This window comes from Microbacterium sp. NPDC056057, from assembly GCF_042266945.1.
GTDB lineage: Bacteria > Actinomycetota > Actinomycetes > Actinomycetales > Microbacteriaceae > Microbacterium > Microbacterium trichothecenolyticum_C.
In genome coordinates this window covers 40791-66757 of record NZ_JBHJWS010000005.1, presented here as the reverse complement: position 1 = coordinate 66757, position 25967 = coordinate 40791, and the positions used below count along the sequence as shown (strand labels likewise).

The following is a 25967-nucleotide window of genomic DNA, read 5'->3' as shown; positions in this document are numbered from 1 at the left end:
CTGATCTGTAAGCGCCGGGGGGCGCGAACAGTGATCACGACTCCCGTAGGGGATCTCGTGAGGGGGTGGCACATGGCTTACTTCGGCGTTGACTCGACGCTCCCGTCGTCGAGTCCGGATGCCGCGTCCGTGCAGCCTGGCGCCGTCGTGCGCGGCCCGCACCCCTCTGCTCCGATCCCGGTGCAGGGCCCTTCGATCGGCAGCAACGTGCGCGTCGCGCTCGGCGAGAGCGGCTCGCACATCTTCCCGCTGATCCTCGGCGCAGCCGAGTTCGGGTGGAACGTCGATCTCGAGTCGAGCCACGCGATCCTCGACACGTACGCCGAACTGGGCGGCAACGCCGTGCACACCGCCGACAGCTACTCGAGCGGCCGCAGCGAGCACATCATCGGTCAGTGGCTGCAGTCCCGCGGTCTCCGCGACGACATCGTCCTGGCCGTCCGCGTCGGCGGCCACGCCGACAACCCCGGTCTCGGCCCGGTCAACCTCGTGCGCGCCGTCGAGGCATCACTGACCCGCCTGCGCACGGACCGCATCGACGTCCTCTACCTCGACGCGACGACCGATCGCTCCTCGCCCCTCGAAGACACGCTCGCCACGGCGGAGTGGCTCGTCGAGACCGGCAAGGTGCGGGCGCTCGGCGCCATCGGCTACAGCGCCGCGCAGCTCGTCGAGGCGCGCATCTTCGCGTCGGCCGGCTACCCCCGGATCACGGTGCTCGACGTCCCCTTCAACGTACTTCGCCGTCACGAGTTCGACGCCGATCTGCGTCTCGTCGCCGGGGCGCAGGGCATGGCGGTGACCCCGTCGCACGCACTCGAGCACGGGTTCCTCGCGGGCCGGCAGCGCTCGAAGATCCGCGGCGCCCTCTCGGTGCGCGGCGCGCAGCTCGCGGCCAACCTCAACCGCCGGGGGAGTCGTACCCTGCGCGCGCTCGACGCGGTCGGCGCCGAGCTGGGTGTCCCCGATGCGGCCGTGGCGGTCGCGTGGCTGCTCTCGCAGAAGCTCGTCACCGCGCCCATCGTGAACGCGTACGCGCCGCAGCATGTCGAGGAGCTGGTGCAGGGCGTCGGCGTCCGCCTCAGCCGCGGCCAGCTGTCGGACATCGGCCGCGCCTCGGAGTAGTCGCCCCCGCGCTTGGGACTCGCCGTCCACAGTCGCCGAATCGCCCCGACGACGTGTCGTAGGCTGGACGTCGTGCCTTTCCCCAGGGCACGCGATCCCCGACGGAGTGAACTGCGTGACGCACTACATCTACCTCGTGCGGCACGGCGAACATCAGGACGCCGAGCACGGACTCGTCGACGGACCGCTGTCGCCTCGCGGTCGCCGGCAGGCCGCGCTGCTGGCCGACAGGCTCTCCGGGGTTCCGTTCGACGCGCTCTGGCACTCGCCGCTCGAACGCGCCAGCCAGACGGCTCGCGCGGTCACCGAACGGATGCCGTCACTCACGCCCGAACCGTCCGCGCTGCTGTTCGACTGCGTGCCGACGGGCATGACCGACGAGACCCCCGCCGCCTTCGAGCCGTTCTTCGGCTCGATCACAGAGGCCGAGGTCGAGGCGGGTCGCGCCCAGATGTCGGACGCGACGAGCGAGTTCCTGGCGCGCAAGCGCGGCGAGGTGCACGAACTCCTGATCACCCACAACTTCGTGATCGCGTGGTTCGTCCGCGAGGTGCTGCAGGCGCCCGACTGGCGCTGGATGACGCTCAACCAGGCGCACTGCGGACTGACCGTGATCGCGCAGAAGCAGGGGCGCCCGTGGACGCTCCTGTCGCACAACGACCTCGCGCACCTTCCGGTCGAGCTGCGGACCGGCCTGCCCGAGGTCTACCCCGTCTGACCCGTCTCCGCGCTCAGAGCACCTTGCCGTACCAGCGGGACGCGTTCGGGTTGTCGTTGTAGGGCTCGATCGCGACGAATCCGGTGCGTGCATAGAGCGCTCCGGCGGCCTCGAGCGAGTGATGCGTGTCGAGCACGAGCTCGGCGGCGCCGAATCCGCGGGCGCGCTCGACGAGGTCCTCGACGAGCAGGCGCCCCCACCCGCGCCCGCGCGTGGCGGGCCGCAGGTACAGGTGCTTCAGCTCGTACCGCGGGCCGAGCGGCCCGTCGGGGATGAGTCGGATGCCTCCGCAGCCCTGTGCGGCGCCCTCGTCGTCGTCGAGCACGACGAAGACCCCGGCCGGCGGCACGAAGGCCGCCGGATCGGGGAAGGTCGTCCGATAGGCGACCCCCTGGTCGGCGAATCCTTCGGTGCGGATCCGGAAGTACTCGGCGAGGAGGTCGTGGGCGTCGGGCGCGTCGGCGGGGGAGGGGCGGAGAGTCACCACGCCTCCAGCGTAGGCGTCTGCCGCGGTCGGAAGGCCCGGCTGCTCGCCGGCCCCCCACCTAGGATGGAGGCATGACGACACGCGTGGCCATCGTCGGCGGCACCGGAAAGCTCGGAGCGATCATCCGCGACGTGGTCGACGCCGAACCCGGATTCGAGGTCGCCGGGGTGCTGTCGTCCCGGTCGGAGCTGTCGGAGCTCGACGGCGCAGACCTGGTGGTCGACGCATCGACGCCCGCCGTGTCGATCGACGTCGTCCGCGCCGCGATCGAGCGCGGCATCAACGTGCTCATCGGCACCTCCGGCTGGTCGGCGGAGCGCATCGCGCTGGTCCGTCCCCTCGTCGAGGCCGCCGGCACCGGCGCCGTCTTCATCCCCAACTTCTCGCTCGGCTCGGTACTGGGTTCGGCGCTCGCGGCAGCCGCGGCGCCGTTCTTCCCGTCGATCGAGATCGTCGAGGCGCACCGTGAGACCAAGATCGACTCGCCCAGCGGCACCGCCGTGCGCACGGCCGAGCTCATCGCCGCCGCGCGCGACGGTGTCGGCCCGGTCGAGTCGCCGCACGTCGACCAGCGCGCCCGCGGCCAGCAGGTCGCGAGCGTGCCGATCCACTCGCTGCGCCGCCCGGGCGTCGTCGCCCGCCAGGAGACGATCCTCTCGGGGGCGGGGGAGTCGCTCACCATCGTGCACGACACCGTGGAGCCGTCGCAGGCGTACGGTCCCGGCATCCGTCTCGCCCTTGCCGCCGCGCGCGACGCCTCGGGTGTCACCGTCGGCCTCGACAGCCTGATCGACATCGGCATCGGTCGCGGCACGGCGCAGCCTCACGGGCGCCCCGTCGACGAGGGCGGCGTGCCCGGCCAGGTCGCCCGCGCGACCGGGGCATGAGCGCGCGCATCGGCGTCGCCGTCATGGCGGCGCTGCTCGCGCTGTACATCGTGCTCGTCGGGCAGCGCGCGTGGCTGCTGCTCGTGAGCGGCGATGCGGTCGGCATCGCCATGGGCACGGCGCTCGTCGTGCTGCCACTCATCGCCGCGTGGGCGCTCGGGCGGGAGCTGTGGTTCGGCGTGCGCGCGCAGCAGCTCGGCACGCGGCTCGAGGCCGAGGACGCCCTGCCGCAGGAGGAGGTCGCCGTGCGCCCGAGCGGCCGCGTGATGCGCGAGGACGGAGACGCCGTCTTCCCTACGTATCGCGCCGATGTTGAGGCCCACCCCGACGACTGGCGGGCGTGGTACCGGCTCGGACTCGCCTACGACGCCGCCGGCGACCGCCGCCGCGCACGCGAGGCGGTGCGGGCTGCCATCCGGCTCGAGAAGGCCGACCGCGGCGGCTGAACCGGCGCAGGATCAGGATGCCGCGGGCACGGCCGCCGCGACCGCGTCTTCGACCGTCGGGTGCGAGAACACGAACCCCGACTCCTCGAGCGCCTGCGGCACGACGTGCGCATCCGCGGTGAGGATCGCCTCGGTGGCGTCCGCTCCGAGCGCGATCTTCATGCCCCACACCGGCGCGCGCAGCAGGAACGGGCGATTCATCCGCACTGCGAGTGCGAACCCGAGATCGTTCGCCGTGGCGCGCGAGGGTCCGGACAGGTTCACGGGACCGGTGAGACGGGCGTCGATCACGTGCCGGATCGCGCGCACCTCGTCCTCGAGCGAGATCCACGGCCACGCCTGCGTCCCGCGGCCGATCGGGCCGGACAGGCCGAGCTTCGTCAGGAGCATCAGCGGCTTCAGCACGCCGTCGACGTGCACGACCGGCGCCGTGCGCAGCACCGCCACCGCAGCATCCGTCCCCGCGCCGTACGCCGCGGCCTCCCACTCACCGCAGAGATCCGCGAGGAACGACTCGCCGCGCGGGGCGTCCTCCGCGAGACGCGCGCCCGGCACCGAGCCGTAGTAGCCCACGGCCGAGGCCGACACGAGATGCGGGGCCGCCGCACCGAGCTCGCGCACCGCGCGGGCGAGCGCGCGGGTGGGGGCGATGCGCGACCACAACAGGGTGCTCTTGTACGCCGGAGTCCACGGGAAGCGACCGATGCTCGCACCGTTGAGCCCGACGACCGCGTCCGCACCCTCGAGCACGGCAGGATCCAGCGGCTCGGCCGTGGTGAGCCACTCGACCTCGTGCGCGGCCTCGGCGGGCCGGCGCACGAGGGTCGTCACCTCGGCGCCGTCGGCGCGGAGGCTCTCGACGAGCGCCCGGCCGATGAGGCCGGACGCCCCGGCGACGACGATCCGCCGACCGTCGTCACCCCCCGGAGGGCCTTCAGGCAAGCGTGGCCTCGATGGTGATCTCGATGCCCGCCAGGGCCTGCGAGACGGGGCATCCGGCCTTCGCGCTCTGGGCGAGTCGCTCGAAGTCCTCGGGCTCGAGTCCCGGGACGACGGCATTGACGTTCAGGTGGCTGCCGGTGATGCCCGTGCCCGGCTTGAACGTGACCGAGGCCGTCGTGTCGATCGACTCCGGGGGAGTGCCGTTCTCAGCCAGTGCGAGCGAGAACGCCATGCTGAAGCACGACGCGTGCGCGGCCGCGATGAGCTCTTCCGGCGTCGTGACGGACGTCGAGCCTTCGCTCCGCGCCTTCCAGTTGACCGGGAAGGTCCCGAGGCCGGACGACACGAACGTGGTCTCGCCGGAGCCGTCGAACAGCCCGCCCTTCCATACCGTGGATGCTTCGCTCGTGACGGTCATGTGGGCCTCCTCGCTGGCGGGGCGCCCGCGTGCCGGGCGTCTCGCGTCAGCCTATGGCGTCGGGCTGCCGCACCGCGATGGGTTGACACCGGATGCTGCGCCCCTCGGTCTGCCGACGGCCGACGCGGCGTCAGGCCGACGCCGGGCGAGTGCGGCCGACGATGCCGGCGCGCTGCAGGAGGAGGTACATCTGACAGCCGAGGCAGAGGCCGAACACGGCGTTGAGGAACGCGGCGATGAAGGCCGCCGCCGCGGCGATCGTCAATGCCCACGGCACGCCGAACAGCTGCAGCACGAGACCGAGAGCCGACACGAAGAGGCCGACGCCCTGCGCGAAGCGCGGCGGGCGCGGGTCCTCGAGCTCCGTCGGAGCCGACAGCCGCGGAGCCACGACCGCGCGGTAGAGCGCACCCCACGGCGCGGTGCGCGGCGAGACCACGCCCCACAGGAAGAGCAGGGTCGTGACGAGCAGCAGGAGGAAGGCGGGGTCGAGGATCCGCTGGGCGACGCTCGCCGTGGAGATCGCCCATCCGTCGGCCGTCTGCGCCGTCGACAGGCCCGTCAGCCCGAGGAACACGACGATCAGCAGGAGCACGGCGGTGATGCCGGCCGCGAAACGCGGACCGCGGGGGTCGATGCCTCGTGGGGTCACAGCATCCCGTCGCTCAGACATTCGCGTCCTCCGCGATCAGGCGGTTGAGCTCGAGCTCGAGCACGTCTCGGCCGGGCGCCCCGCCGAAGCGGGTCTGCACGACGCCGTTGCGGTCGAGCACGAGCGTGGTCGGCGTCTGCAGCACGTGGAAGTGCTTCGCGATGTCGGGGCGGTGGGTGAGGTCGACGTCGAGGTGGCGCACACCTTCGTGGTCGTCGGCGATGGCCGAGAGCGTGCGGTGCACACCGGGGCAACGGGCGCAGAGCTCGGTGCTGAACTGCAGGAGAGTGGCGACTTCGCCGAGTCCGTCGGCGCCGAGGCGGTGAGGCTCGATGACCTCGTGCTCGACGTTGCGGCGGGCGTGGGACTGTCGCCAGTTCAGGAAGACACCGAGTGCCACCGTCGCCGCGAGGAGCGCGGCGAGGGCGATGAGGGCTCCGACCAGGGTCACAGCAGATCAGGCTAACCCCTTTCACCTGAATAGAGGCCGGATGAGCGAATATGACGCTTGCGGCGTAACACAGCGCGTGCCGTCGCGGGCCGCGGCGCGGACAAGGCCGCGGTCGCGATGTCCCGGGGCGCGGGTATCGTGGCAGCCGTGACGACGCCGATCCCGACCCCGTACGAAGACCTTCTGCGAGACGTGCTCGAGCACGGCACCCACAAGGACGACCGCACCGGCACCGGCACGACGAGTGCGTTCGGCCGGCAGATCCGCTTCGACCTCGCGCAGGGCTTCCCGCTCATCACCACCAAGCGCGTGCACTTCAAGTCGATCGCCTACGAGCTGCTGTGGTTCCTCCGCGGCGAGTCGAACGTCGCGTGGCTGCAGGAGAACGGCGTCACCATCTGGGACGAATGGGCGGATGCCGCCGGCGAGCTGGGCCCGGTCTACGGGGTGCAGTGGCGGTCGTGGCCGACGCCGTCGGGGGACCACATCGACCAGATCGCGCTCGTGCTCGACCAGATCCGCGCCAACCCGGATTCGCGTCGGCTGATCGTGTCGGCGTGGAACCCCGCCGACATCCCCGACATGGCGCTCGCGCCGTGCCACGCGCTGTTCCAGTTCTACGTGGCCGACGGCAAGCTGTCGTGCCAGCTGTACCAGCGCAGCGCCGACCTCTTCCTCGGCGTGCCGTTCAACATCGCGTCGTACGCGCTGCTGACCCTCATGGTCGCGCAGCAGGCGGGTCTCGAACCCGGCGACTTCGTGTGGACCGGCGGCGACTGCCACATCTACGACAACCACGTCGAGCAGGTGCGCGAGCAGCTCACCCGCGAGCCGTACCCGTACCCGACGCTGCGCATCGCGCGGACGCCCGAGTCGATCCTCGACTACCGCTACGACGACTTCGTGCTCGAGGACTACCAGCACCACCCCGCGATCCGCGGGGCGGTCGCGGTATGACGGCCCCGATCGGCCTCATCTGGGCGGAGGCGCACGACGGCGTGATCGGCGCCGACGGCGGCATGCCGTGGCACGTGCCCGAGGACCTCGCTCACTTCAAGGCCCTGACGCTCGGCGCACCCGTCGTGATGGGACGCCGCACGTGGGAGTCCTTCCCGGCGCGCTTCCGCCCGCTGCCGGGGCGGCGCAACATCGTGATCACCCGGCAGGACGATTGGACGGATGCGGGCGCCGAGCGCTCCGCATCGCTCGGGGCCGCGCTGGCCCTCGCCGACGAAGGCGCGCCCGAGCGCATCTGGGTGATCGGCGGCGGCCGGCTGTTCACGGAGGCCATCGAGCTCGCCGATCTCCTCGAGGTCACCGAGCTCGATCTCGCGGTCGAGGGTGACACCCTGGCGCCCGACCGCGCCGGCTGGATCTCGGCCGCGACGGACCCGGTCGACGGCTGGCACACGTCGGGTTCCGGCATCCGTTACCGCTTCCTGCGGCTGGTGCGGCCGGCGGAGCACGGCTCGCGCTGACACGGCAATAGGCTGGCGCGCATGGCGAAGACGGCACTCATCACCGGTGCGAGTTCGGGACTCGGTGCGGAGTACGCGCGCCAGCTCGCGGCGAAGGGCGCGCACCTCGTGCTCGTCGCACGAGATCGGCAGTCGCTCGAGCAGCTCGCCGTCCGGCTGCGGTCGACGTACGGGGTCGAGGTCGACGTGCTCGCGGCCGATCTGCTGAAGCGCCGCCAGCGCGAGCGGGTCGAGGCGCGCGTCGCCGACGAGGCCCGGCCGATCGAGATCCTGGTGAACAACGCGGGCTTCGGGCTGCCCCTGGCGTTCGAGCGCAACGACATCGAGGACGAGGTCCGCCACCTGGAGGTGCACGTCGAGGTGCCGATGCGCCTCACCCACGCGGCCCTGGGCGCGATGCTCGCGCGCGGGCACGGCCGCATCATCAACGTCGCATCGGTGGCCGCGTTCATCCCGCGCTCGACGTACGGCGCCTGCAAGGGGTGGCTCGTGAGCTTCAGCCGCTGGGCGAACGGCCGCTACGGTCCGCGGGGTGTCACGGTGACCGCGGTCTGCCCCGGGTACACCCACACGAACTTCCACGAGCGCCTCGGGCTGCCGCCGGGCCAGGAAGGCGTGCCCGACGGGATGTGGCTCGATGCGCGCGACGTCGTGGCCGAGTCGCTGCGTGATGCGGCACGCGGTGCGGCCGTGTCGATCCCGTCGCTGCGCTACAAGGCGCTCGTGGCCCTGGCCCGCTTCGCCCCGCCGTCGGTCGCCGCGCGCATCGGAGAGCGCGGCCGCTGAGCCGAGCCCGGCGTCACCGGGCGCGCCGGGGCGCGGCATCCCGATAACCTGAGTGCATGACGCATACGGGCAACCCCTTCGGACAGGTGCTCGTCGCGCTCGTCACCCCCATGACGGCCGACGGCGAGGTCGACTGGCCCGCTGTCGAGAAGCACATCGACGACGTCATCACCGCGGGGGCCGACGGCATCGTCGTGACCGGCACCACGGGTGAGACGTCGACCCTCACCGACGCGGAGAAGATCCGCCTCGTCGAGGTGGGGAAGGATGTCGCCGCCGGCCGCGCCAAGATCATCACGGGCGGCGGGTCGAACGAGACCGCGCACGCGATCGAGCTCTACAAGGCCAGCGAGAAGGTCGGCGCCGACGGCATCATGATCGTCACGCCGTACTACAACAAGCCCACGCAGGCGGGCATCCTGACGCACTTCCGCCTGGTCGCGGACGCCACCGATCTGCCGGTGATCCTGTACGACATCCCGGGCCGCACCGGCGTGCCGATCCGGTACGAGACGATCCTGCGCCTCGCCAAGCACCCGAACATCCTCGCCATCAAGGACGCCAAGGGCGACTTCAGCGAGGTGAGCCGCGTCCTCAACCAGACGGACCTGATGTACTTCTCGGGCGACGACGCCAACGTGCTGCCGCACCTCGCGATCGGCGCCACGGGGCTCATCGGCGTCACCGCGAACATCGCGGCGCAGCCCTACCGTGCGATCGTCGACGCCGTGAACGCCGGCGACCTCAAGACGGCCACCGCGGCGCACCAGCAGCTCGAGCCGCTCGTGCGCGCCGTGATGACCCACGTGCCCGGGACCGTGTCGGCGAAGTACATCCTCCACGGCCTCGGCCGCATCGACAGCCCGCGTGTGCGGCTGCCGCTGGTCGGACCGGAGGAGTGGGAGGCCGCCAAGATCGAGGACGAGCTCGCGCTCGTGAACGATGTGCCCGGCGCCGACTTCTCGAACTTCCGCCCCGACCGCAACGCCGCCGCCGGCGGCGCGCTGCCGAAGGTCTCAGGCACCACGAGATGACGAATCGCGCCGTCGAACGGTCGACGGTGCGCAGATGACGGGCGTCCCAGCGCCCGGAGGAGGCTTCGCAATGCCCACCACCCCGTACGACCCGCCGGAGCTCGCAGCAGGAACCCTACGGATCGTCCCGCTCGGCGGCCTCGGCGAGGTCGGCCGCAACATGACGGTGTTCGAATACGGCGGAAAGCTTCTCGTCGTCGACTGCGGCGTGCTGTTCCCGGAAGAGCACCAGCCCGGCGTCGACCTGATCCTCCCCGACTTCGAGCCGCTCAAGAAGCGGCTCGACGACATCGTCGGCGTCGTGCTCACGCACGGCCACGAGGACCACATCGGCGCGGTGCCGTACCTGCTCAAGCTCAAGAGCGACATCCCGATCATCGGATCGGGGCTGACGCTCGCGCTCACCGAGGCGAAGCTCAAGGAGCACCGGATCAAGCCGTACAGCCTCACGGTGGCGGAGGGACAGAGCGAGAACCTCGGGCCGTTCGAGCTCGAGTTCGTCGCGGTGAACCACTCGATCCCCGACGCGCTCGCCGTCGCGATCCGCACGCCCGCGGGTCTCGTGCTCGCGACGGGCGACTTCAAGATGGACCAGCTGCCGCTCGACGGCCGGCTGACCGACCTCCGCGCGTTCTCGCGGCTGGGGGAGGAGGGCGTCGACCTCTTCCTCGTCGACTCGACCAACGCCGATGTGCCCGGCTTCACCCCCCTCGAGCGGTCGATCGGCCCAGTGCTCGACCAGGTGATCGGCAAGGCGCCGCGGCGTGTGATCGTGGCGAGCTTCTCGAGCCACGTCCACCGCGTGCAGCAGGTGCTGGATGCGGCCGCCGCCCACGGCCGCCGCGTGGCCCTCCTCGGCCGCAGCATGCTGCGGAACATGACGATCGCCGAGGACCTCGGCTATCTGCACGTGCCTGAGGGCGTGCTCATCGACTACAAGAAGGCGCGCGACCTGCCCGACGACAAGATCGTCTACATGTCGACCGGCTCGCAGGGCGAGCCGATGGCCGTGCTCAGCCGCATGGCGAACCTCGACCACGCGATCGAGCCCGGTCCCGGCGACACCGTGATCCTGGCGTCGAGCCTCATCCCCGGCAACGAGAACGCGGTGTACCGCGTGATCGACGGGCTCACCAAGCTCGGCGCGAACGTCGTGCACAAGGGCAACGCCAAGGTGCACGTGTCGGGCCACGCCGCGGCCGGCGAGCTGCTCTACTGCTACAACATCCTGAAGCCGAAGAACGTGCTGCCGGTCCACGGCGAGTATCGCCACCTGATGGCGAACGCGCGTCTCGCGCAGGACACCGGGATCGAGCCGGAGCGGACCATTCTCGCCGAGAACGGCACCGTGATCGATCTCAAGAACGGCGACGCGCACGTCGTCGGACAGTTCGACCTCGGCTTCGTCTACGTCGACGGCTCGACGGTGGGCGAGATCACGGACGCAGACCTCAAGGATCGCCGGATCCTCGGCGAAGAGGGCTTCATCTCGGTGATCGTGGTGGTCGACGCGTCGACCGGCAAGATCATCTCCGGGCCGGAGGTGCACGCCCGCGGCTTCGCCGAGGACGACGCCGTGTTCGAGGACGTCAAGCCGAAGATCGCTGCAGCGCTCGCCGAGGCCGCCAAGTCCGGCGTCCGCGACCCGCACGCGCTGTCGCAGGTCGTGCGCCGCACGATCGGCCGCTGGGTCAACCAGTCGCTGCGCCGCCGGCCCATGATCGTCCCGCTCGTCATCGAAGCGTAGCGAGATGACCATCATGCGGAGAATCGAAGCGTAGCGAGATGACCATCACGCGGAGAATCGAAGCGTAGCGAATTCGCCATCCGCGGAGTATCGAGGCGTAACACGCGGGCCGTACGATCGGCGTCGTGGCCTCCTCGTTCCGCATCCGTCCCGCCGTGTCGGCCGACGGCGCCTTCCTCGGCGACATGGTCGTCGAAGCGGCGAACTGGCGCCAGGGCGGCGCGCGGCCCCGCCACGAGGTGATCGGCGGCGCCGAGCACCGGCGCTACGTGGCGGGCTGGATGCGGCCGGGCGATGCGGGCTTCGTGGCCGAGGACGCCAACGGCGAGCCGGTGGGCGCCGCCTGGTACCGCATGCTCCCTCGTGACGACCCGGGCTTCGGGTACGTCGGCACGGGGGTGCCCGAGCTCATCATCGGCGTGCGCCCGATCTGGCGCGCCCATGGGGTGGGTCGCTCACTCCTGCAGAGATTGTGCGAGCACGCGGGAGCGCAGGGGTTCGCGCGCATCAGCCTGAGCGTGGAGCGGGGCAACTTCGCCTCGACGCTGTATCGCAGCGAGGGCTTCGCCGTCACGCAGAGCGGATCGGGCCGCGACACGATGGTGAAGCGCCTGCGCTGAGGCATCCGGCGAGGCGGACTTCGCGACGCGCCGGGCCTGCGGCCGCACGGCGGCGTGGTTGCGGGCAAATGTCGGGGTGTCGGCCTACCGTGGGGGAATGGCCAGGAGCTCAAGCCCGACCAGCCGGTCGCGCGCGTCTTCGAGCGCGTCGACGAACGCGCGCTCGAGCGCGTCCTCGTCGGCGCGCAAGCCCGCGGCCGCCAAGCCGGCACCCGCACCCAAGCGCTACGTGAACGAACCCGACAGGCCGCCGGTCATCGCGCGGGCCTGGATGGGTCTCGCGCACGCCACCGGCAGTCTGTTCCGCGCGTTCGGTCCCGAGGCGCTCGAGAAGGACCAGCGCCGCGACGGCTTCCCGTTCCTGCTCGTGCTGCTGGCGATCGCCGGCGCCGTGAACGAGTGGTTCTTCATCGGCAACGAGGTCGCGAAGACGATCAGCGCGTACACCGTCGGAATGCTGATCGGCCGTGAGGCGTTCGTCATGCCGGTGCTCCTGCTGCTGCTCGCAGGCTGGATGTTCCGTCATCCGTCGTCCGTGCACGACAACGGCCGCGTGGGCATCGGCTTCGGCCTGCTCGTCCTCACGATCGCGGGCTTCTGCCACGTCGCGGGCGGGCGCCCCCAGCCGAACCAGGGGCTTCCCGCCCTGAGCGAGGCGGGCGGCCTCTTCGGCTGGATGCTCGGCGAGCCGCTCGCCATGGTCCTCACCGACGTCGGCGCCTACATCGTGCTGTCGCTGCTGGCCGTGCTCAGCATCCTGATCATCACGAAGACGCCCCCGAACCGCATCGGGCGCCGCCTGGGCGAGCTGTACACCTGGATGTTCGGCGCCGAGCCGCGGGAAGAGAAGGCGACGGCGGATGCTGCGGCCCCGGCCGCTGCGGAAGACGAAGGCGACTCCTCCCTGCCGTTCTGGCGCCGCAACAAGACCGGCCGTGAGAAGGACCCCGAGGGCGGCCTCGGCTCGCAGGACCTCACAGAGCTGCTGACGCCCGGCACGTCGCAGGGCGGATTCGAGCAGGCGATTGCCGCGCCGGTGACCCCTCCGCCGGCGCCCGCGACCGACGCGCTCACCGAGGTCATCGACCCCGCCGTGCTGTCGGCGGCGAAGGCCGCGACCTCGTCGCGCACGTCGCTGCGCGACGACGCCGAGGTCATCGAGGACGATGGCACGCTTCCCGGCCTCGACGGCATCGGCTCGGCCACCGCCGTCGACTCGCCGTCCGCGCCGTACCGACTGCCGTCCGTCAACTCTCTGGCCGCAGGATCGCCCCACGTGGCGCGCTCCCAGGCCAACGACGACACGGTGCGCGCGATCACGAGTGTGCTCGAGCAGTTCAATGTGGATGCACGCGTCACCGGCTTCTCGCGCGGCCCGACCGTCACGCAGTACGAGATCGAGGTCGGTCACGGCGTGAAGGTGGAGCGCATCACCGCGCTCACGAACAACTTCGCCTACGCCGTCGCCTCCAACGAGGTGCGCATCCTCGCGCCGATCCCGGGCAAGAGCGCCATCGGCGTCGAGATCCCGAACACCGACCGCGAGATCGTGACGCTCGGCGACGTGCTGCGCTCGCAGACGGCGACCAGCCAGACGCACCCCATGACGATCGGCGTCGGCAAGGACGTCGGCGGCGGCTACGTCATCGCGAACCTCGCCAAGATGCCTCACCTGCTGGTGGCCGGCTCCACCGGCTCGGGCAAGTCGAGCTTCGTGAACTCGATGATCACGAGCCTGCTGATGCGCGCGAAGCCCGCCGACGTGCGCATGGTCCTCATCGATCCCAAGCGCGTCGAGCTGACGTCGTACGCGGGCGTGCCGCACCTCATCACGCCGATCATCACGAACCCCAAGAAGGCCGCCGAGGCGCTGCAGTGGGTCGTGAAAGAGATGGACATGCGGTATGACGACCTCGCGTCGTTCGGCTTCCGTCACATCGACGACTTCAACAAGGCGGTCGTGGCCGGTGAGATCACGCTGCCGCCGGGCAGCGAGCGCGTGCTCAAGCCGTACCCGTACCTGCTCGTGGTCGTCGACGAGCTCGCCGACCTCATGATGGTCGCGCCTCGTGACGTCGAGGACTCGATCGTCCGCATCACGCAGCTCGCGCGCGCCTCGGGCATCCACCTCGTTCTCGCGACGCAGCGACCCTCGGTCGACGTCGTCACGGGCCTCATCAAGGCCAACGTGCCGTCGCGCCTCGCGTTCGCCGTGACGAGCGTCACCGACTCCCGCGTCATCCTCGACCAGCCCGGCGCCGACCGCCTCATCGGCCAGGGCGACGGCCTGTTCCTGCCGATGGGCGCCTCGAAGGCGCTCCGCGTTCAGGGCGCCTGGGTGAGCGAGAAGGAGATCGAAGAGGTCGTCAAGCACGTCACGCACCAGGCGCGGCCGGAGTATCGCGCCGACGTCGCGGCGGTGGCCGAGAAGAAGGAGATCGACGCCGACATCGGGGACGACCTCGAGCTGCTGCTGGCGGCGGCCGAGCTCGTCGTGTCGAGCCAGTTCGGCTCGACGTCGATGCTCCAGCGCAAGCTCCGCGTCGGTTTCGCCAAGGCCGGCCGTCTGATGGATCTCCTGGAGTCCCGCGAGATCGTCGGCCCGTCTGAGGGCTCCAAGGCCCGCGATGTGCTCGTGACCGTCGAGCAGCTGCCGTCCGTCCTGGCGCGCCTGCGCGGCGAGGACGTACCCGACGCGGCGCCCGCTCCGGCGGCCCCCGCTGCGGCGGAAGACGACCGCTACGGAACGGATGCCGTGGCCTCGCAGTACGACGGCTACCCCGTGGTCGAGGGCGACGACGACGGCTCCGAAGACGCGTGGGGTCTCACCGGTCGCGACTGACCCCCGGCTCCGCCCGGCCGGGGCGCGCCGATAGGCTCGGGTCCATGGCGATCCCCCGGCAGTTGCCCAACGCGATCACGATCGTGCGCATCCTGTGCGCGCCGGTCTTCCTGTGGATGCTCCTGGCCGACGGGGGAGCGGACGGCGCCCTGCGGTGGTGGGCGGCGGCGCTGTTCATCGTGGCGATCGCGACCGACGGGATCGACGGCTACCTCGCGCGGAAGTACGAGATCGTCACCGACCTCGGCAAGCTCCTCGACCCCATCGCCGACAAGGTGCTCACCGGCTTCGCCTTCATCGGCCTGTCCATCCTCGGCGAGCTGCCGTGGTGGATCACGATCATCGTGCTCATCCGCGAGATCGGGATCACGGTGTACCGGTTCATGGTCGTGAGCGATCATGTGCTGGCCGCAGCCTGGATGGGCAAGCTCAAGACCCTCGCGCAGGGGCTCGCCCTCTCGTTCGCCCTGCTGCCGCTGTGGACCCTGGTGGGCGACTGGATCTTCTGGGTCAACGGGGTGCTCATGACGATCGCGGTGATCCTCACGATCGCGAGCGGCATCGACTACATCGTGACCGAGATGCGTGCCGCGCGCGCGAAGCGGAGAGATGCGTGACGGAGGAGCCTTCGGACGGAACAGATGCCGCAGCCGCCGTGCTGCGCGTCCTCCAGCTCCGCGGCTGGTCGATCGCCGCGGCGGAATCGCTGACCGGCGGCCGGGTCATCGCCACGCTGATCGATGTGCCGGGTGCGTCCGCGCATGTGCGGGGCGGGATCGTCGCCTACGCCACCGATCTCAAGACGACCGCGCTCGGTGTCGAAGCGGACCTCCTGGCGGCCCGCGGTGCCGTGGACCCCACGGTCGCCGAGGAGATGGCGCAGGGCGCACGCCGTGTGCTGCGCGCGGACGTGGGCGTCTCGACGACGGGTGTCGCCGGGCCCGACCCGCAGGACGGGCACGCCGTGGGCACGGTCTACATCGCGGTCGCCACGCCCGAGACGGCCATCGTGTCGGCGCTCGCTCTGTCGGGAACGCGCGACGAGATCCGCACCGCGACGGTGCAGAGCGTGCTGGAGCTGGCCCTCAACCTGCTGTGAGGCATCCGCGAATGGTGACATCCGATCCGGGAACAGATGGTGTTTCGTCTCGGTTACATTCCGTGATTCCCACCCATTGCCCAGTTGTCGGGATTAGATTGGCATCATCCGGTGCTGTACTGTTGGGCACCCGGACGACGGTGGAATCAGAAGTGAGGAGGGGCCCTGATGATCCTGGTACGTCAAGAGATCGGCGAAGTGCTTCGTGATTTCCGCCAGCAGAAGGGGCGCACCCTCCGCCAGGTGGCGAGTCGTGCAAGCGTCGCGCTGGGCTATCTGAGCGAGGTCGAGCGCGGCCAGAAGGAGGCGTCGAGCGAGATCCTCGCGTCGGTCGCCGAAGCCCTGGACGTCCCCATCTCGACGATCATGCGCGAGGTGGGCGATCGTATCTCGGTGCTCGAGGGTATCCAGCCCTTCCCCGACGTGGTTCCCGACGACCTCGTGGCCTCGGTCGACGCCGAGTTGTCGCTGCGCTGACCACGCCGCTCTCCCCAATATGCGTCGCAGTGAGTTCCAACGTGCCGTGAGCGACGAGTTCGGCGCGCGCGCGAACGCCGTCGTGACGGATCTGTATCTGTCGAAGGTGGGCGGTCGTACCGCCGCCGAGGCGATCGATGCCGGGGTCGATCCGCGCGAGGTGTGGCTCGCCTTGTGCGAAGAGCTCGACGTTCCCGCCGACCGCCGGTACGGCGTCGGCCGACTCGAGCCGCGCCGCCGCTGACCTGCGCGGCGGTACGCGTTTCCGCTGCCGCGACGCGGCGTGTCATCGAAGAAGTGTTCGAGATCCGCGTAGGCTCCTGCACAGCAGGTGTCGAGAGCGTGTTTTCCACGCAGCGGGAAGGAGCGAAGACGGATGTCGGAGCCCCTCCCTAACGTGAACAGCGTCGAACGACACCTCACGCCTTGTCGCAGCATCCGTCCCACCGGGGCGGAGCGCGACAGCCTACAGGCGACGGAACGCGAGCACTGAGGAGCACGTCATGCCATCACCCGTTGACCGCGAGAAGGCCCTGGAATCGGCCCTCGCCCAGATCGACCGGCAGTTCGGGAAGGGCTCGGTGATGCGCCTCGGCAGCGACGAGCGCGCTCCCGTCGAGGTCGTGCCCACCGGCTCGATCGCCCTCGATGTCGCGCTCGGCATCGGCGGTCTCCCGCGCGGCCGCATCATCGAGATCTACGGACCGGAGTCGTCGGGTAAGACGACGCTGACCCTGCACGCGATCGCCAACGCGCAGCGCGCCGGCGGCATCGCGGCGTTCATCGACGCCGAGCACGCGCTCGACCCCGACTACGCGCAGAAGCTCGGCGTCGACATCGACGCGCTTCTCGTCTCGCAGCCCGACACGGGTGAGCAGGCGCTCGAGATCGCCGACATGCTCGTGCGCTCCGGCGCGATCGATCTCATCGTGATCGACTCCGTCGCCGCCCTCGTGCCCAAGGCCGAGATCGAAGGCGAGATGGGCGACTCCCACGTGGGTCTTCAGGCGCGCCTCATGTCGCAGGCGCTGCGCAAGCTCACCGGTGGTCTCAACCAGACCAACACCACGATGATCTTCATCAACCAGCTGCGCGAGAAGATCGGCGTGTTCTTCGGCTCGCCCGAGACCACCGCCGGCGGTAAGGCGCTCAAGTTCTACGCGTCGGTCCGTCTCGACATCCGGCGCATCGAGACCCTGAAGGACGGCGCAGAGGCGGTCGGTAACCGCACCCGCGTCAAGGTCGTCAAGAACAAGATGGCGCCGCCGTTCAAGCAGGCGGAGTTCGACATCCTCTACGGCGTGGGCATCTCGCGCGAGGGCAGCCTCATCGACTTCGGCGTGGAGCACGCCATCGTCAAGAAGTCCGGCGCCTGGTACACCTACGAGGGCGAGCAGCTCGGGCAGGGCAAGGAGAACGCCCGCAACTTCCTCCTGAAGAACCCGGATGTCGCGGCCGAGATCGAGACGAAGATCAAGACGAAGCTCGGCATCGGCGTGCCCAAGGCCACGGGCGAGGTCGCGGACGAGCTGGCGGCGCGCCGCCCGGCCTGATGGTCCGCTTCGTCGACAGCGGCGGCGAGTCCGACGCGGAGAACAGCGACGGACTCGCCCCCGTGACATCGCTCTTCGGCGACCGCAGCGCGAAGGCGTACCCGAAGACCGCGGCGGACGTCCGGCAAGAGCTCGAAAACCGCATCCCCGCGGGTCGAGCAAACCAGGACTCGTGGGCCGCGCCCGCTCCCGCGCCGTCGGCACCTGCTGCGGCTGAGTGGCGGACCGAGTGGAACGACGGCCGCGGCGCGAACACGACCGCACACAACACACCCGAGCGCGATGAGCGTGATGAGCGCCCCATCGACCTCGACGCCGAGCGCGCCGGTCGGGCTCGTTCCGGGGCGAGTCGGCGAAGTGCGCTGGAGGCCACCGATCCGGCCGATGCGGCCGAGCTCGGCCTGCTGAAGAGGCTGCGTGCTCGGCAGGTCTCCGTATCGGAGGCGAAGACGTACCTCGGCCAGTACGAGCTCGGCCGCGAAGGCGTCGAGGCGATCCTCGACTCCTTCCTCGAACGCGGCTACCTCGACGACGCCCGGCTCGCGGAGCAGGTGGTGCACGCCGGCGTCGATCGCAAGGGACAAGGACGCCAGGCGCTTTCGCAGAGCCTCGCGAAGCGGGGTATTCCGCGCGACATCGCCGATGCGGCGCTGGCGGAGTTGCCCGACGACGACGCAGAACGGGCGCTCGAGTTCGCGCGATCCAAGGCGGGCTCCATGCGCGGGCTCGAGCGCGACGTCGCGCTTCGTCGTCTCGCAGGCCAGCTGGCGCGACGCGGCTACGGAGGCTCGGCGGCGCTCAACGCTGCCCGGCAGGCGCTGGACGAATCGATGCGTCCCACCGGGCGCGTGCGATTCGACTGACGGCCACCGCTCGAGCCCGCCCGTGTCATGCCGCGAAGGAGGCCCGCGCGCGCCGCTAGGGTAAGCGGATGCTCACGAAGTTCCTCGTCGATGAGGCGCAGCTGACCGACCTCGTCGCGCCCGTGGGGCGTCTGTCGTGGGCGGAACCGCTGTCGGGCGGGATGTTCGCGACCGCGTTCCGGCTCCACTTCGACGACGGCCGCCGTGCGGTCGCGAAGATCGTCGGTGCCGACACATCCCGGTTCCTGACCTACGAGCTCGGACTGCTCGGCACGGAAGCCCTCACATACCGCATGCTCGAGAGAAGCGGAGTGCCCGTGCCGCGTGTGCTCCACACCGATTTCACGCGCGAGTTGCTCGACGCTGATCTGGTCGTCGCCGAGCACCTTCCCGGTGTGCCGTGGCTCGGGCGCGAGCTAGACGAGGCGCAGACCGCGGTCGTGCGGCGCAACCTCGGCGCGGTCATGGCGAGCCTGCATCGGGTGGACGCACCGTCGTTCGGCTACCCGGCGGCGGATGCCGGGCTCAGCGCCGCCACCTGGCGTGAGGCCTTCGTCCTGATGATCGAGGCCGTGCTCGCCGACGCGGAGCGGTGGCAGGTCGTGCTTCCGGCGGAGCGCGTGCGCGCGGTGGTCGCCGCCCACGCCGACGCCCTCGACACCGTCACGCGCGCCGCGGTGGTGCACACCGATCTGTGGGAGGGCAACGTCTTCATCGATCCCGATACCCTCGACGTCGTCGGGATCATCGACACCGAGCGGACGCTCTGGGGCGACCCGCTGCACGAGCTCGTCGGCGCCGATCAGTTCGGCACTGGCGAGCCGAACGCCGACCTGCTCGCGGGCGACGCGGCAGCCGGCGGTGTCCTCAGCCGTGAGCTCGCCACGCCGACCGGTCCGACGCGCCTCCAGCTGTCGCGGCTGTACTTCTCGCTCGTGCTCGCGGTCGAGCCCACGATGCGCGGCTACGAAGGGGAGTGGGCCGTCGGATACGAGAACGGAGCGCGCTCCAACCTGGCCCTCGCGCTGGATCGGCTCGCGGCGACCTCGACCGCTTCCTGACCGGCCGGGGACGCAGCTGGGCCCACGCTCCCGGAGGCTCCCGCCGGCGCGCCAGCGCCGCCGGGAGGGGGCGTGGGGACCACTGCCAGCCTCCGTGCATGCGGACGGCTCGTAGAATGGCGGGATCATGTCTTCCCCTTCCGCCACCCCGACTCTCATCGCGCCCTCCGAGGCCGCGCACGATGTCGACGGGCGTGCGCGCACCTATGAGGTGCGCACGTTCGGCTGCCAGATGAACGTGCACGACTCCGAGCGCCTCTCCGGTTCGCTCGAGAGCGCCGGCTACGTCCGCGCCGAGGCGGGCCAAGAGGCCGATGTCGTCGTCATCAACACGTGCGCCGTGCGCGACAACGCCGCCGGCAAGCTGTACGGCACACTCGGTCACCTCAAGTCCCGCAAGGACAAGCACGAGGGCATGCAGATCGCTGTCGGCGGCTGCCTCGCGCAGATGGACAAGGACGTCGTCCAGCAGAAGGCGCCCTGGGTCGACGTCGTCTTCGGCACCCACAACATGGGATCGCTGCCGAGCCTGCTCGAGCGTGCGCGCCACAACGGCGAGGCCGAGCTCGAGATCCTCGAGTCGCTCGAGATCTTCCCGTCGACGCTCCCCACCAAGCGCGACAGCGTCTACAGCGGCTGGGTGTCCATCTCGGTGGGCTGCAACAACACCTGCACGTTCTGCATCGTGCCGAGCCTGCGCGGCAAGGAGAAGGACCGCCGCCCCGGCGACATCCTGAACGAGATCCGCCTCCTCGTCGACGACGGAGCGATGGAGGTCACCCTCCTCGGCCAGAACGTCAACTCGTACGGCGTCGAGTTCGGCGACCGTCAGGCGTTCGGCAAGCTGCTGCGCGCCGCCGGCGAGATCGAGGGCCTCGAGCGCATCCGCTTCACGAGCCCCCACCCCGCCGCGTTCACGGACGACGTCATCGAGGCCATGGCCGAGACTCCGGCCGTCATGCCGCAGCTCCACATGCCGCTGCAGTCGGGCAGCGACCGCATCCTCAAGGCGATGCGCAGGTCGTATCGCAGCGAGAAGTTCCTCGGCATCCTCGATCGCGTGCGGGCCCAGATGCCCGACGCCGCCATCACGACCGACATCATCGTGGGCTTCCCGGGCGAGACCGACGAGGACTTCGAGGACACGATGCGCGTCGTCGAGCAGGCGCGGTTCGCCAGCGCCTTCACGTTCCAGTACTCGATCCGCGAGGGCACCCCGGCGGCCACCATGCCCGATCAGGTGCCGAAGGAGATCGTGCAGGAGCGCTACGAGCGCCTCGCCGCCCTGCAGGAGCGCATCTCGCGCGAAGAGAACGAGAAGCAGCTCGGCCGCGAGCTGCAGGTGCTCGTCTCGACCGGCGAAGGCAAGAAGGACGCCGAGACCCACCGCCTCACCGGCCGGGCCGAAGACAATCGCCTCGTGCACTTCGAGGTGCCCGAGGGCTCCGAGATCCCGCGCCCCGGCGACGTCGTCTCGGTCGTGGTGACGCACGCCGCTCCGTTCCACCTGCTCGCCGACGGGGTCGACGGCGCGCCGCTGCGCATCCGCCGGACGCGCTCGGGCGACGCGTGGGACCGCTCGCAGGCCGAGTCGTGCGGCATCCCGGCGCCCGCGGGCGATTCTTCGACGGGCTCCGCAGGGGCACCGCGCGCGGTATCGCTCGGGCTGCCGACCCTGCGCGTCGGCGTCTGAGCCCTCCGTGGACGCCCCGGCCGACGACACCGAAGTGACGCCGCCGCGCCTGTGGGCCGTCGTCGGTGCGACGGGGACGGGCAAGACCGCGCTGTCCCTCGAGCTCGCCGAAGCGCTCGCGGCCGGTGGCCGCCCCGCCGAGATCGTGAACGCCGACGCGATGCAGTTCTATCGCGGCATGGATATCGGCACCGCGAAGCTTCCCGAGGCCGAGCGCCGAGGCATCCCTCATCACCTCTTCGACGAGCTCGACGTCACCGATGACGCCGCGGTCGCCTGGTATCAGGATGCTGCGCGCACCGCGATCCGCGAGATCCACGGTCGCGGCGCCGACGCGGTGCTGGTCGGCGGTTCCGGGCTGTACGTGTCGAGCGTGCTCTTCGACTTCCGCTTCCCGCCACGCGACGAGGAGCTCCGCGCCCGGCTCGAGGCGGAGCTCGACGAGCACGGCCCCGGCGCCCTCTACGCCCGCCTGCGCGAACGGGATCCCGCGACGGCGGCCAAGGTCGATCCGCGCAACGGCCGCCGCATCGTGCGCGCGCTCGAGGTGCTCGAGCTCGGTGAGCGCACGCACGGCGCGATGCTGCCCGACGCGCCCGTCCTCTGGTACCCCGACACCCGCATCGTCGGCGTCGCCGTGCCTCGCGACGAGCTCGTGGTCCGCCTCGATGCGCGCGTGGAGGCGATGTGGCGGGACGGGCTCCTCGACGAAGTGAGGGCGCTCCGTGCGCAGGGTCTCGAACGCGGTGTGACGGCGCGACGAGCCATCGGCTACGCGCAGGCGCTCGCGCAGCTGACGGGCGAGATGACCGAGGCCGAGGCGATCGCCGAGACCCAGGCGCTGACGCGCCGCTACGCCCGACGCCAGGTGTCGTGGTTCAAGCGCTACGACGATCTGCGGTGGGTGGATCCGGAGACCGATGCCACCGCCCTGGCAGACTCGTGGTCATGAGCATCGCGATCCGGGCCTTCGATCTCCCCGACACCGAGGCTGTCGTCTCGCTGTGGCAGCAGACGGGGCTCACGCGGCCGTGGAACAACCCGTACCAGGACATCCGCCGCAAGCTCTCCGTGCAGCCGGAGCTGTTCCTCGTCGCTGTCGACGACCGGACGATCGTCGGCACGGTCATGGCCGGTTACGACGGCCACCGCGGCTGGCTCTACTACCTCGCGAGCGCGCCGGACCGGCGCGGCGAGGGGATCGCACGCAAACTGGTCGCCGAAGCCGAGGAGCTTCTGACCGAGATGGGCTGCCCGAAGGTGCAGCTCATGGTGCGGCCCGAGAACGGGATCGCACGGGGGTTCTACGACTCGCTCGGCTACGAGCCGTTCGAGACGTGGAACACCGGCAAGCGCCTCATCGCCGACTGAGCCGGCCCGGGCCCGGGGCCTCGGATCCCGCCCGTAGACTGGTGCGATGCCGCAGACGATCGCGTTCACCAAGGGCCACGGCACCGGCAACGACTTCGTGATCGTCCCCGACCCCGACGGCGCGCTCGACCTCAGCGACGACCAGGTCGCGGTGCTGTGCGACCGGCGCTTCGGGATCGGCGGCGACGGCATCCTGCGCGTGGTGCGCGCGAGCGCCATCGACGAGGGCGCCGAGGCGGCGGCATCCGGAGCCGAATGGTTCATGGACTACCGCAACGCCGATGGTTCGAAGGCCGAGATGTGCGGCAACGGCGTGCGGGTCTTCGTGCGCTACCTCGTCGACGTCGGCTGGGCCGACGTCGACGGTGACCCGCTCAAGGTCGGCACACGCGCGGGTACCAAGACCGTCACGCGCAGCGACCGCGGGTACGAGGTCGACCTCGGCCCGTTCGTCGTCGACGACTCCGGTGTGCTCGTGCGCACGCGCGGCGGGGGCGCTCCTCGTCCGGGTGTCGGGATCGACGTCGGCAACCCCCACGTCGTCGTGGCGCTGCCCGACGACGCGGAGCTCGAGGGACTCGATCTCGCCGCGCAGCCTCTGCTGCAGCCTGAGCCTCCGCACGGCGCGAACGTCGAGTTCGTCGTCCCGAGCGACCCGCTCGTACACGAGGGCGTCGGCTCGATCCGCATGCGCGTGTTCGAGCGCGGGGTGGGCGAGACGCTGAGCTGCGGCACCGGTGTCGCCGCCGCGGCGCTTGCGGTGCGGCACTGGGCCGGTCCCGCGGCACCCGATCACTGGGTCGTCGAGGTCCCCGGCGGCACGCTGGGCGTGCGGATGCCGGAGGTCGACGGTGCGCGGCACGTGCTCCTGTCGGGACCCGCGACGCTCGTCTACACCGGCGAGGTCACGCTCGCGTAGCGCAGCTCAGCCCACGGGCAGCTCGGGCAGGTCGATCGGCTCGCTCGGCGGTGAGCCGTGGCGGCGCACCTTGAGCACGCGGAAGCCGCGGGCCGTCGCCGCACGGTGCACAGTGAAGCGCCGGTCGAGCGTCGCGGCGAGCCAGCGCTGCAGCGAATCCGAGCCGAGGTTGCGCTGCACCACGAGCCACGCGTCCGCGCGCTCGTCGAGCCGGGGGAGCCAGCGCTCGAGCAGGCCGTGCAGCTCGTTCTTGCCCACGCGGATGGGCGGGTTCGACCGGATCGTGCGGAACAGGATGTCGTCGGGAACATCATCGGGCAGCGACGCGTTGACGTTGTCGAGCCCGAGTGCCGCCGCGTTGCGACGCACCAGGTCGAGCGCACGCTCGTTCACGTCGACGGCCCACACCGTCGCGTGCGGCGCGTCGAGCGCGAGGCTGAGTGCGATCGGTCCCCACCCGCACCCGAGGTCGAGGAAGTTCCCGCTCGCCGGAGGCGGGGGAGTGTTCGACAGCAGCACCGCGGTTCCCGAGTCCACGTGATCGGGGCTGAAGACGCCCCCGGCAGTCGTGACCTCGAGATCGCGACCGGACAGTGTGACCCGGATGCGGCGCAGATTCTCGGGACTGGCGGGTGTCGCACTGAAATAGTGGTCACTCCCCATGGCTGACGAGCCTAGCGGAGGTGCTCCGCACAACGGGAAGCTAGAATTCACGGATGCCGCGAACCGGCCGATGAGCGGCGGAAAACGGCATCCACCGCAACAAGCGAAGGAACACATGACGGATACCACGACACCCCAGAGCACCGACGAGACGCCGGTGGACCCGGTGGATCGCGTGCTGGCGCGCGCCGAAGCGCGCTCGGGGGTGCACGTCTTCGGAGCCGCTCAGGCGCTCCAGGACGAGGCAACGATCGGGCGCACCGACACCGACGGCGAGCAGTGGGATCGCGAGGAGCGCGCCGCGCTCCGGCGCGTCCCCGGGCTCTCCACGGAGCTCGAAGACGTCACCGAGGTCGAATACCGGCAGCTGCGACTCGAGAACGTCGTGCTGGTCGGCGTGCACGCGCAGGGCGAGACGGAGGATGCCGAGAACTCGCTGCGCGAGCTCTCGGCGCTGGCCGAGACCGCCGGTGCCGTCGTGCTCGACGGCGTGCTGCAGCGGCGTCCCCACCCGGACCCCGCGACCTACGTGGGTCGCGGCAAGGCGGAGGAGCTGCGCGACATCGTCGCCTCGGTCGGCGCCGACACCGTGATCGCCGACACCGAGCTCGCGCCCAGCCAGCGGCGCGCCCTCGAGGACGTCGTCAAGGTCAAGGTGATCGATCGTACGACGGTGATCCTCGACATCTTCAGCCAGCACGCGAAGAGCCGCGAGGGCAAGGCCCAGGTCGAGCTGGCGCAGCTCGAGTACCTCCTCCCGCGCCTGCGCGGCTGGGGTGACTCGATGAGCCGCCAGGCCGGTGGCCAGGTGGGCGCGGGCGGTGCCGGCATGGGCTCGCGCGGCCCCGGTGAGACGAAGATCGAGCTCGATCGTCGCCGCATCCGCACGCGCATGGCGCAGCTGCGCAAGCAGATCCGCGACTTCGCCCCGGCGCGCGACGCCAAGCGGGCCGAGCGCAAGCGCAACACGATCCCGTCGGTCGCGATCGCCGGGTACACCAACGCCGGCAAGTCGTCGCTGCTGAACCGCCTCACGAGCGCGGGTGTGCTCGTCGAGAACGCCCTGTTCGCGACGCTGGACGCCACGGTGCGGCGCACCGAGACGAACGACGGCCGGATCTACACGCTCACCGACACTGTCGGTTTCGTGCGAAACCTGCCTCACCAGCTGGTGGAGGCGTTCCGCTCGACGCTCGAGGAAGTCGGCGGCGCCGATGTCATCGTGCACGTCGTCGACGGCTCGCACCCCGACCCGGCCGCCCAGCTGGCGACGGTGCGCGACGTGATCGGCGACGTCGGCGCCCGCGACATCCCCGAGCTCATCGTCTTCAACAAGGCCGATCTGATCGACGACGACGCGCGCCTGCTGCTGCGCGGACTCGAGCCCAAGGCGGTGTTCGCGTCCTCCCGCACCGGCGAGGGGATCGACGAGCTGCGGGCCCTCATCGAGGAGACGCTGCCGCTGCCGGCGGTCGAGGTGCGGGCGCTCGTGCCCTACGACCGCGGCGACCTCGTCTCGGCGATCCACGAGCAGGGGATGATCCTCGCGCAGGAGCACGAGGAGGGCGGCACCGCCGTGCACGCCCGTGTGGGCGAGCACCTCGCTGCACGCCTCGCCCCCTTCGCGGTCTGAGA

The 25967-nt window shown here is 70.7% G+C and carries 29 protein-coding genes; 23 read left to right on the top strand and 6 right to left on the bottom strand.

Annotated features, from left to right (window positions below; genetic code table 11):
- The first annotated feature begins 72 nt into the window (after positions 1-72).
- Together ACFC1K_RS19005 and ACFC1K_RS19000 are read left to right on the top strand one after the other, a co-directional pair.
- Positions 73-1125 (top strand): aldo/keto reductase, encoded by a 1053-nt coding sequence (locus ACFC1K_RS19005; RefSeq protein ID WP_310289830.1) that lies wholly within the window; start codon positions 73-75, stop codon positions 1123-1125.
- Between the two features lie 115 nt (positions 1126-1240).
- Positions 1241-1843: a histidine phosphatase family protein gene (locus tag ACFC1K_RS19000; RefSeq protein ID WP_310289832.1), complete on the top strand. Its 603-nt coding sequence runs from the start codon at positions 1241-1243 to the stop codon at positions 1841-1843.
- Between the two features lie 13 nt (positions 1844-1856).
- Here the strand turns inward: ACFC1K_RS19000 and ACFC1K_RS18995 are convergent, their stop codons facing one another.
- Positions 1857-2330, bottom strand: a complete 474-nt coding sequence (locus tag ACFC1K_RS18995) for a GNAT family N-acetyltransferase (RefSeq protein ID WP_375872806.1) — start codon at positions 2328-2330, stop codon at positions 1857-1859.
- 71 nt (positions 2331-2401) lie between these two features.
- Between ACFC1K_RS18995 and ACFC1K_RS18990 the strand changes: the two genes are divergently transcribed.
- Both ACFC1K_RS18990 and ACFC1K_RS18985 read left to right on the top strand, forming a co-directional pair.
- Positions 2402-3217, top strand: a complete 816-nt coding sequence (locus ACFC1K_RS18990; protein WP_375872805.1) for a 4-hydroxy-tetrahydrodipicolinate reductase — start codon at positions 2402-2404, stop codon at positions 3215-3217.
- Positions 3214-3663: a hypothetical protein gene (locus tag ACFC1K_RS18985; protein WP_375872804.1), complete on the top strand. Its 450-nt coding sequence runs from the start codon at positions 3214-3216 to the stop codon at positions 3661-3663. The genes ACFC1K_RS18990 and ACFC1K_RS18985 overlap by 4 nt, the downstream gene beginning before the upstream one ends.
- 12 nt (positions 3664-3675) lie before the next feature.
- Here ACFC1K_RS18985 and ACFC1K_RS18980 read toward each other — a convergent pair whose 3' ends face one another.
- The 4 genes from ACFC1K_RS18980 to ACFC1K_RS18965 all read right to left on the bottom strand — a co-directional run bounded on the left by ACFC1K_RS18980 (position 3676) and on the right by ACFC1K_RS18965 (position 6126).
- Positions 3676-4605 (bottom strand): TIGR01777 family oxidoreductase, encoded by a 930-nt coding sequence (locus tag ACFC1K_RS18980; RefSeq protein WP_375872803.1) that lies wholly within the window; start codon positions 4603-4605, stop codon positions 3676-3678.
- A complete protein-coding gene (locus ACFC1K_RS18975) occupies positions 4598-5023 on the bottom strand; it encodes an OsmC family protein (protein WP_375872802.1) in 426 nt (141 codons plus the stop codon). The genes ACFC1K_RS18980 and ACFC1K_RS18975 overlap by 8 nt, the downstream gene beginning before the upstream one ends.
- A 130-nt stretch (positions 5024-5153) precedes the next feature.
- Positions 5154-5696, bottom strand: a complete 543-nt coding sequence (locus ACFC1K_RS18970; RefSeq protein ID WP_375872801.1) for a DUF4395 domain-containing protein — start codon at positions 5694-5696, stop codon at positions 5154-5156.
- Positions 5689-6126 carry a thioredoxin family protein gene (locus ACFC1K_RS18965; protein WP_310289848.1) on the bottom strand — a complete coding sequence of 146 codons (438 nt, stop codon included), beginning with the start codon at positions 6124-6126 and terminating at the stop codon, positions 5689-5691. The genes ACFC1K_RS18970 and ACFC1K_RS18965 overlap by 8 nt, the downstream gene beginning before the upstream one ends.
- Before the next feature lie 117 nt (positions 6127-6243).
- Between ACFC1K_RS18965 and ACFC1K_RS18960 the strand changes: the two genes are divergently transcribed.
- The 18 genes from ACFC1K_RS18960 (at position 6244) to dapF (ending at position 23669) form a co-directional block, all read left to right on the top strand.
- Complete coding sequence (locus ACFC1K_RS18960; RefSeq protein ID WP_375872906.1) at positions 6244-7083, top strand: thymidylate synthase; 840 nt, start codon at positions 6244-6246, stop codon at positions 7081-7083.
- Positions 7080-7604, top strand: coding sequence for a dihydrofolate reductase (locus ACFC1K_RS18955; RefSeq protein WP_310289851.1), 525 nt, complete (start codon positions 7080-7082; stop codon positions 7602-7604). Before ACFC1K_RS18960 ends, ACFC1K_RS18955 begins: the two co-directional genes overlap by 4 nt.
- Before the next feature lie 21 nt (positions 7605-7625).
- Positions 7626-8390, top strand: a complete 765-nt coding sequence (locus ACFC1K_RS18950; RefSeq protein ID WP_375872800.1) for an SDR family NAD(P)-dependent oxidoreductase — start codon at positions 7626-7628, stop codon at positions 8388-8390.
- A 56-nt stretch (positions 8391-8446) separates the two neighbouring features.
- The gene (gene dapA / locus ACFC1K_RS18945; RefSeq protein WP_375872799.1) at positions 8447-9424 is read left to right on the top strand and encodes a 4-hydroxy-tetrahydrodipicolinate synthase; all 978 of its coding nucleotides are present in this window, start codon (positions 8447-8449) and stop codon (positions 9422-9424) included.
- A gap of 70 nt (positions 9425-9494) precedes the next feature.
- Positions 9495-11171 carry a ribonuclease J gene (locus ACFC1K_RS18940; RefSeq protein WP_375872798.1) on the top strand — a complete coding sequence of 559 codons (1677 nt, stop codon included), beginning with the start codon at positions 9495-9497 and terminating at the stop codon, positions 11169-11171.
- Between the two features lie 125 nt (positions 11172-11296).
- Positions 11297-11791: a GNAT family N-acetyltransferase gene (locus ACFC1K_RS18935; RefSeq protein WP_375872797.1), complete on the top strand. Its 495-nt coding sequence runs from the start codon at positions 11297-11299 to the stop codon at positions 11789-11791.
- Positions 11792-11888: 97 nt separating this feature from the next.
- Entirely contained in the window at positions 11889-14633 is a 2745-nt protein-coding gene (locus ACFC1K_RS18930) for a DNA translocase FtsK 4TM domain-containing protein (protein ID WP_375872796.1), read from the top strand.
- 44 nt (positions 14634-14677) lie between these two features.
- On the top strand, positions 14678-15250 hold the full coding sequence (pgsA, locus tag ACFC1K_RS18925) for a CDP-diacylglycerol--glycerol-3-phosphate 3-phosphatidyltransferase (protein WP_375872795.1): 573 nt from the start codon (positions 14678-14680) through the stop codon (positions 15248-15250).
- Positions 15247-15732, top strand: a complete 486-nt coding sequence (locus ACFC1K_RS18920; protein WP_375872794.1) for a CinA family protein — start codon at positions 15247-15249, stop codon at positions 15730-15732. The genes pgsA and ACFC1K_RS18920 overlap by 4 nt, the downstream gene beginning before the upstream one ends.
- Positions 15733-15900: 168 nt before the next feature.
- Complete coding sequence (locus ACFC1K_RS18915; protein ID WP_167039351.1) at positions 15901-16209, top strand: helix-turn-helix domain-containing protein; 309 nt, start codon at positions 15901-15903, stop codon at positions 16207-16209.
- 19 nt (positions 16210-16228) lie between these two features.
- Positions 16229-16453 carry a DUF3046 domain-containing protein gene (locus tag ACFC1K_RS18910; protein WP_310289874.1) on the top strand — a complete coding sequence of 75 codons (225 nt, stop codon included), beginning with the start codon at positions 16229-16231 and terminating at the stop codon, positions 16451-16453.
- Between the two features lie 259 nt (positions 16454-16712).
- Positions 16713-17762, top strand: coding sequence for a recombinase RecA (gene recA, locus ACFC1K_RS18905; RefSeq protein ID WP_045297268.1), 1050 nt, complete (start codon positions 16713-16715; stop codon positions 17760-17762).
- Complete coding sequence (locus ACFC1K_RS18900; RefSeq protein WP_375872793.1) at positions 17762-18625, top strand: regulatory protein RecX; 864 nt, start codon at positions 17762-17764, stop codon at positions 18623-18625. Before recA ends, ACFC1K_RS18900 begins: the two co-directional genes overlap by 1 nt.
- A 68-nt stretch (positions 18626-18693) precedes the next feature.
- Complete coding sequence (locus ACFC1K_RS18895) at positions 18694-19686, top strand: phosphotransferase family protein (RefSeq protein WP_375872792.1); 993 nt, start codon at positions 18694-18696, stop codon at positions 19684-19686.
- Positions 19687-19813: 127 nt separating this feature from the next.
- Positions 19814-21379 carry a tRNA (N6-isopentenyl adenosine(37)-C2)-methylthiotransferase MiaB gene (miaB, locus tag ACFC1K_RS18890; RefSeq protein WP_375872791.1) on the top strand — a complete coding sequence of 522 codons (1566 nt, stop codon included), beginning with the start codon at positions 19814-19816 and terminating at the stop codon, positions 21377-21379.
- A 34-nt stretch (positions 21380-21413) separates the two neighbouring features.
- A complete protein-coding gene (miaA, locus tag ACFC1K_RS18885) occupies positions 21414-22331 on the top strand; it encodes a tRNA (adenosine(37)-N6)-dimethylallyltransferase MiaA (protein ID WP_375872905.1) in 918 nt (305 codons plus the stop codon).
- Positions 22328-22750 (top strand): GNAT family acetyltransferase, encoded by a 423-nt coding sequence (locus ACFC1K_RS18880; RefSeq protein WP_310289887.1) that lies wholly within the window; start codon positions 22328-22330, stop codon positions 22748-22750. The genes miaA and ACFC1K_RS18880 overlap by 4 nt, the downstream gene beginning before the upstream one ends.
- Before the next feature lie 46 nt (positions 22751-22796).
- A complete protein-coding gene (gene dapF, locus ACFC1K_RS18875; RefSeq protein ID WP_310289889.1) occupies positions 22797-23669 on the top strand; it encodes a diaminopimelate epimerase in 873 nt (290 codons plus the stop codon).
- A 6-nt stretch (positions 23670-23675) separates the two neighbouring features.
- Here dapF and ACFC1K_RS18870 read toward each other — a convergent pair whose 3' ends face one another.
- Entirely contained in the window at positions 23676-24332 is a 657-nt protein-coding gene (locus ACFC1K_RS18870; RefSeq protein WP_375872790.1) for a class I SAM-dependent methyltransferase, read from the bottom strand.
- 115 nt (positions 24333-24447) lie between these two features.
- Here ACFC1K_RS18870 and hflX point away from each other — a divergent pair, with 115 nt between their 5' ends.
- On the top strand, positions 24448-25965 hold the full coding sequence (hflX, locus tag ACFC1K_RS18865) for a GTPase HflX (RefSeq protein WP_375872789.1): 1518 nt from the start codon (positions 24448-24450) through the stop codon (positions 25963-25965).
- Positions 25966-25967: the final 2 nt, after the last annotated feature.

Excerpts from the sequence above, each read along its gene's own strand:
- ACFC1K_RS19005 (WP_310289830.1), top strand. The coding sequence starts at position 73 with ATGGCTTACTTCGGCGTTGACTCGACGCTCCCGTCGTCGAGTCCGGAT.
- ACFC1K_RS18990 (WP_375872805.1), top strand. The coding sequence starts at position 2,402 with ATGACGACACGCGTGGCCATCGTCGGCGGCACCGGAAAGCTCGGAGCG.
- ACFC1K_RS18985 (WP_375872804.1), top strand. The coding sequence starts at position 3,214 with ATGAGCGCGCGCATCGGCGTCGCCGTCATGGCGGCGCTGCTCGCGCTG.
- ACFC1K_RS18975 (WP_375872802.1), bottom strand. The coding sequence starts at position 5,023 with ATGACCGTCACGAGCGAAGCATCCACGGTATGGAAGGGCGGGCTGTTC.
- ACFC1K_RS18970 (WP_375872801.1), bottom strand. The coding sequence starts at position 5,696 with ATGTCTGAGCGACGGGATGCTGTGACCCCACGAGGCATCGACCCCCGC.
- ACFC1K_RS18960 (WP_375872906.1), top strand. The coding sequence starts at position 6,244 with ATGTCCCGGGGCGCGGGTATCGTGGCAGCCGTGACGACGCCGATCCCG.
- ACFC1K_RS18955 (WP_310289851.1), top strand. The coding sequence starts at position 7,080 with ATGACGGCCCCGATCGGCCTCATCTGGGCGGAGGCGCACGACGGCGTG.
- ACFC1K_RS18950 (WP_375872800.1), top strand. The coding sequence starts at position 7,626 with ATGGCGAAGACGGCACTCATCACCGGTGCGAGTTCGGGACTCGGTGCG.
- dapA (WP_375872799.1), top strand. The coding sequence starts at position 8,447 with ATGACGCATACGGGCAACCCCTTCGGACAGGTGCTCGTCGCGCTCGTC.
- ACFC1K_RS18940 (WP_375872798.1), top strand. The coding sequence starts at position 9,495 with ATGCCCACCACCCCGTACGACCCGCCGGAGCTCGCAGCAGGAACCCTA.
- ACFC1K_RS18930 (WP_375872796.1), top strand. The coding sequence starts at position 11,889 with ATGGCCAGGAGCTCAAGCCCGACCAGCCGGTCGCGCGCGTCTTCGAGC.
- pgsA (WP_375872795.1), top strand. The coding sequence starts at position 14,678 with ATGGCGATCCCCCGGCAGTTGCCCAACGCGATCACGATCGTGCGCATC.
- ACFC1K_RS18915 (WP_167039351.1), top strand. The coding sequence starts at position 15,901 with ATGATCCTGGTACGTCAAGAGATCGGCGAAGTGCTTCGTGATTTCCGC.
- ACFC1K_RS18910 (WP_310289874.1), top strand. The coding sequence starts at position 16,229 with ATGCGTCGCAGTGAGTTCCAACGTGCCGTGAGCGACGAGTTCGGCGCG.
- recA (WP_045297268.1), top strand. The coding sequence starts at position 16,713 with ATGCCATCACCCGTTGACCGCGAGAAGGCCCTGGAATCGGCCCTCGCC.
- ACFC1K_RS18900 (WP_375872793.1), top strand. The coding sequence starts at position 17,762 with ATGGTCCGCTTCGTCGACAGCGGCGGCGAGTCCGACGCGGAGAACAGC.
- ACFC1K_RS18895 (WP_375872792.1), top strand. The coding sequence starts at position 18,694 with ATGCTCACGAAGTTCCTCGTCGATGAGGCGCAGCTGACCGACCTCGTC.
- miaB (WP_375872791.1), top strand. The coding sequence starts at position 19,814 with ATGTCTTCCCCTTCCGCCACCCCGACTCTCATCGCGCCCTCCGAGGCC.
- ACFC1K_RS18880 (WP_310289887.1), top strand. The coding sequence starts at position 22,328 with ATGAGCATCGCGATCCGGGCCTTCGATCTCCCCGACACCGAGGCTGTC.
- dapF (WP_310289889.1), top strand. The coding sequence starts at position 22,797 with ATGCCGCAGACGATCGCGTTCACCAAGGGCCACGGCACCGGCAACGAC.
- ACFC1K_RS18870 (WP_375872790.1), bottom strand. The coding sequence starts at position 24,332 with ATGGGGAGTGACCACTATTTCAGTGCGACACCCGCCAGTCCCGAGAAT.
- hflX (WP_375872789.1), top strand. The coding sequence starts at position 24,448 with ATGACGGATACCACGACACCCCAGAGCACCGACGAGACGCCGGTGGAC.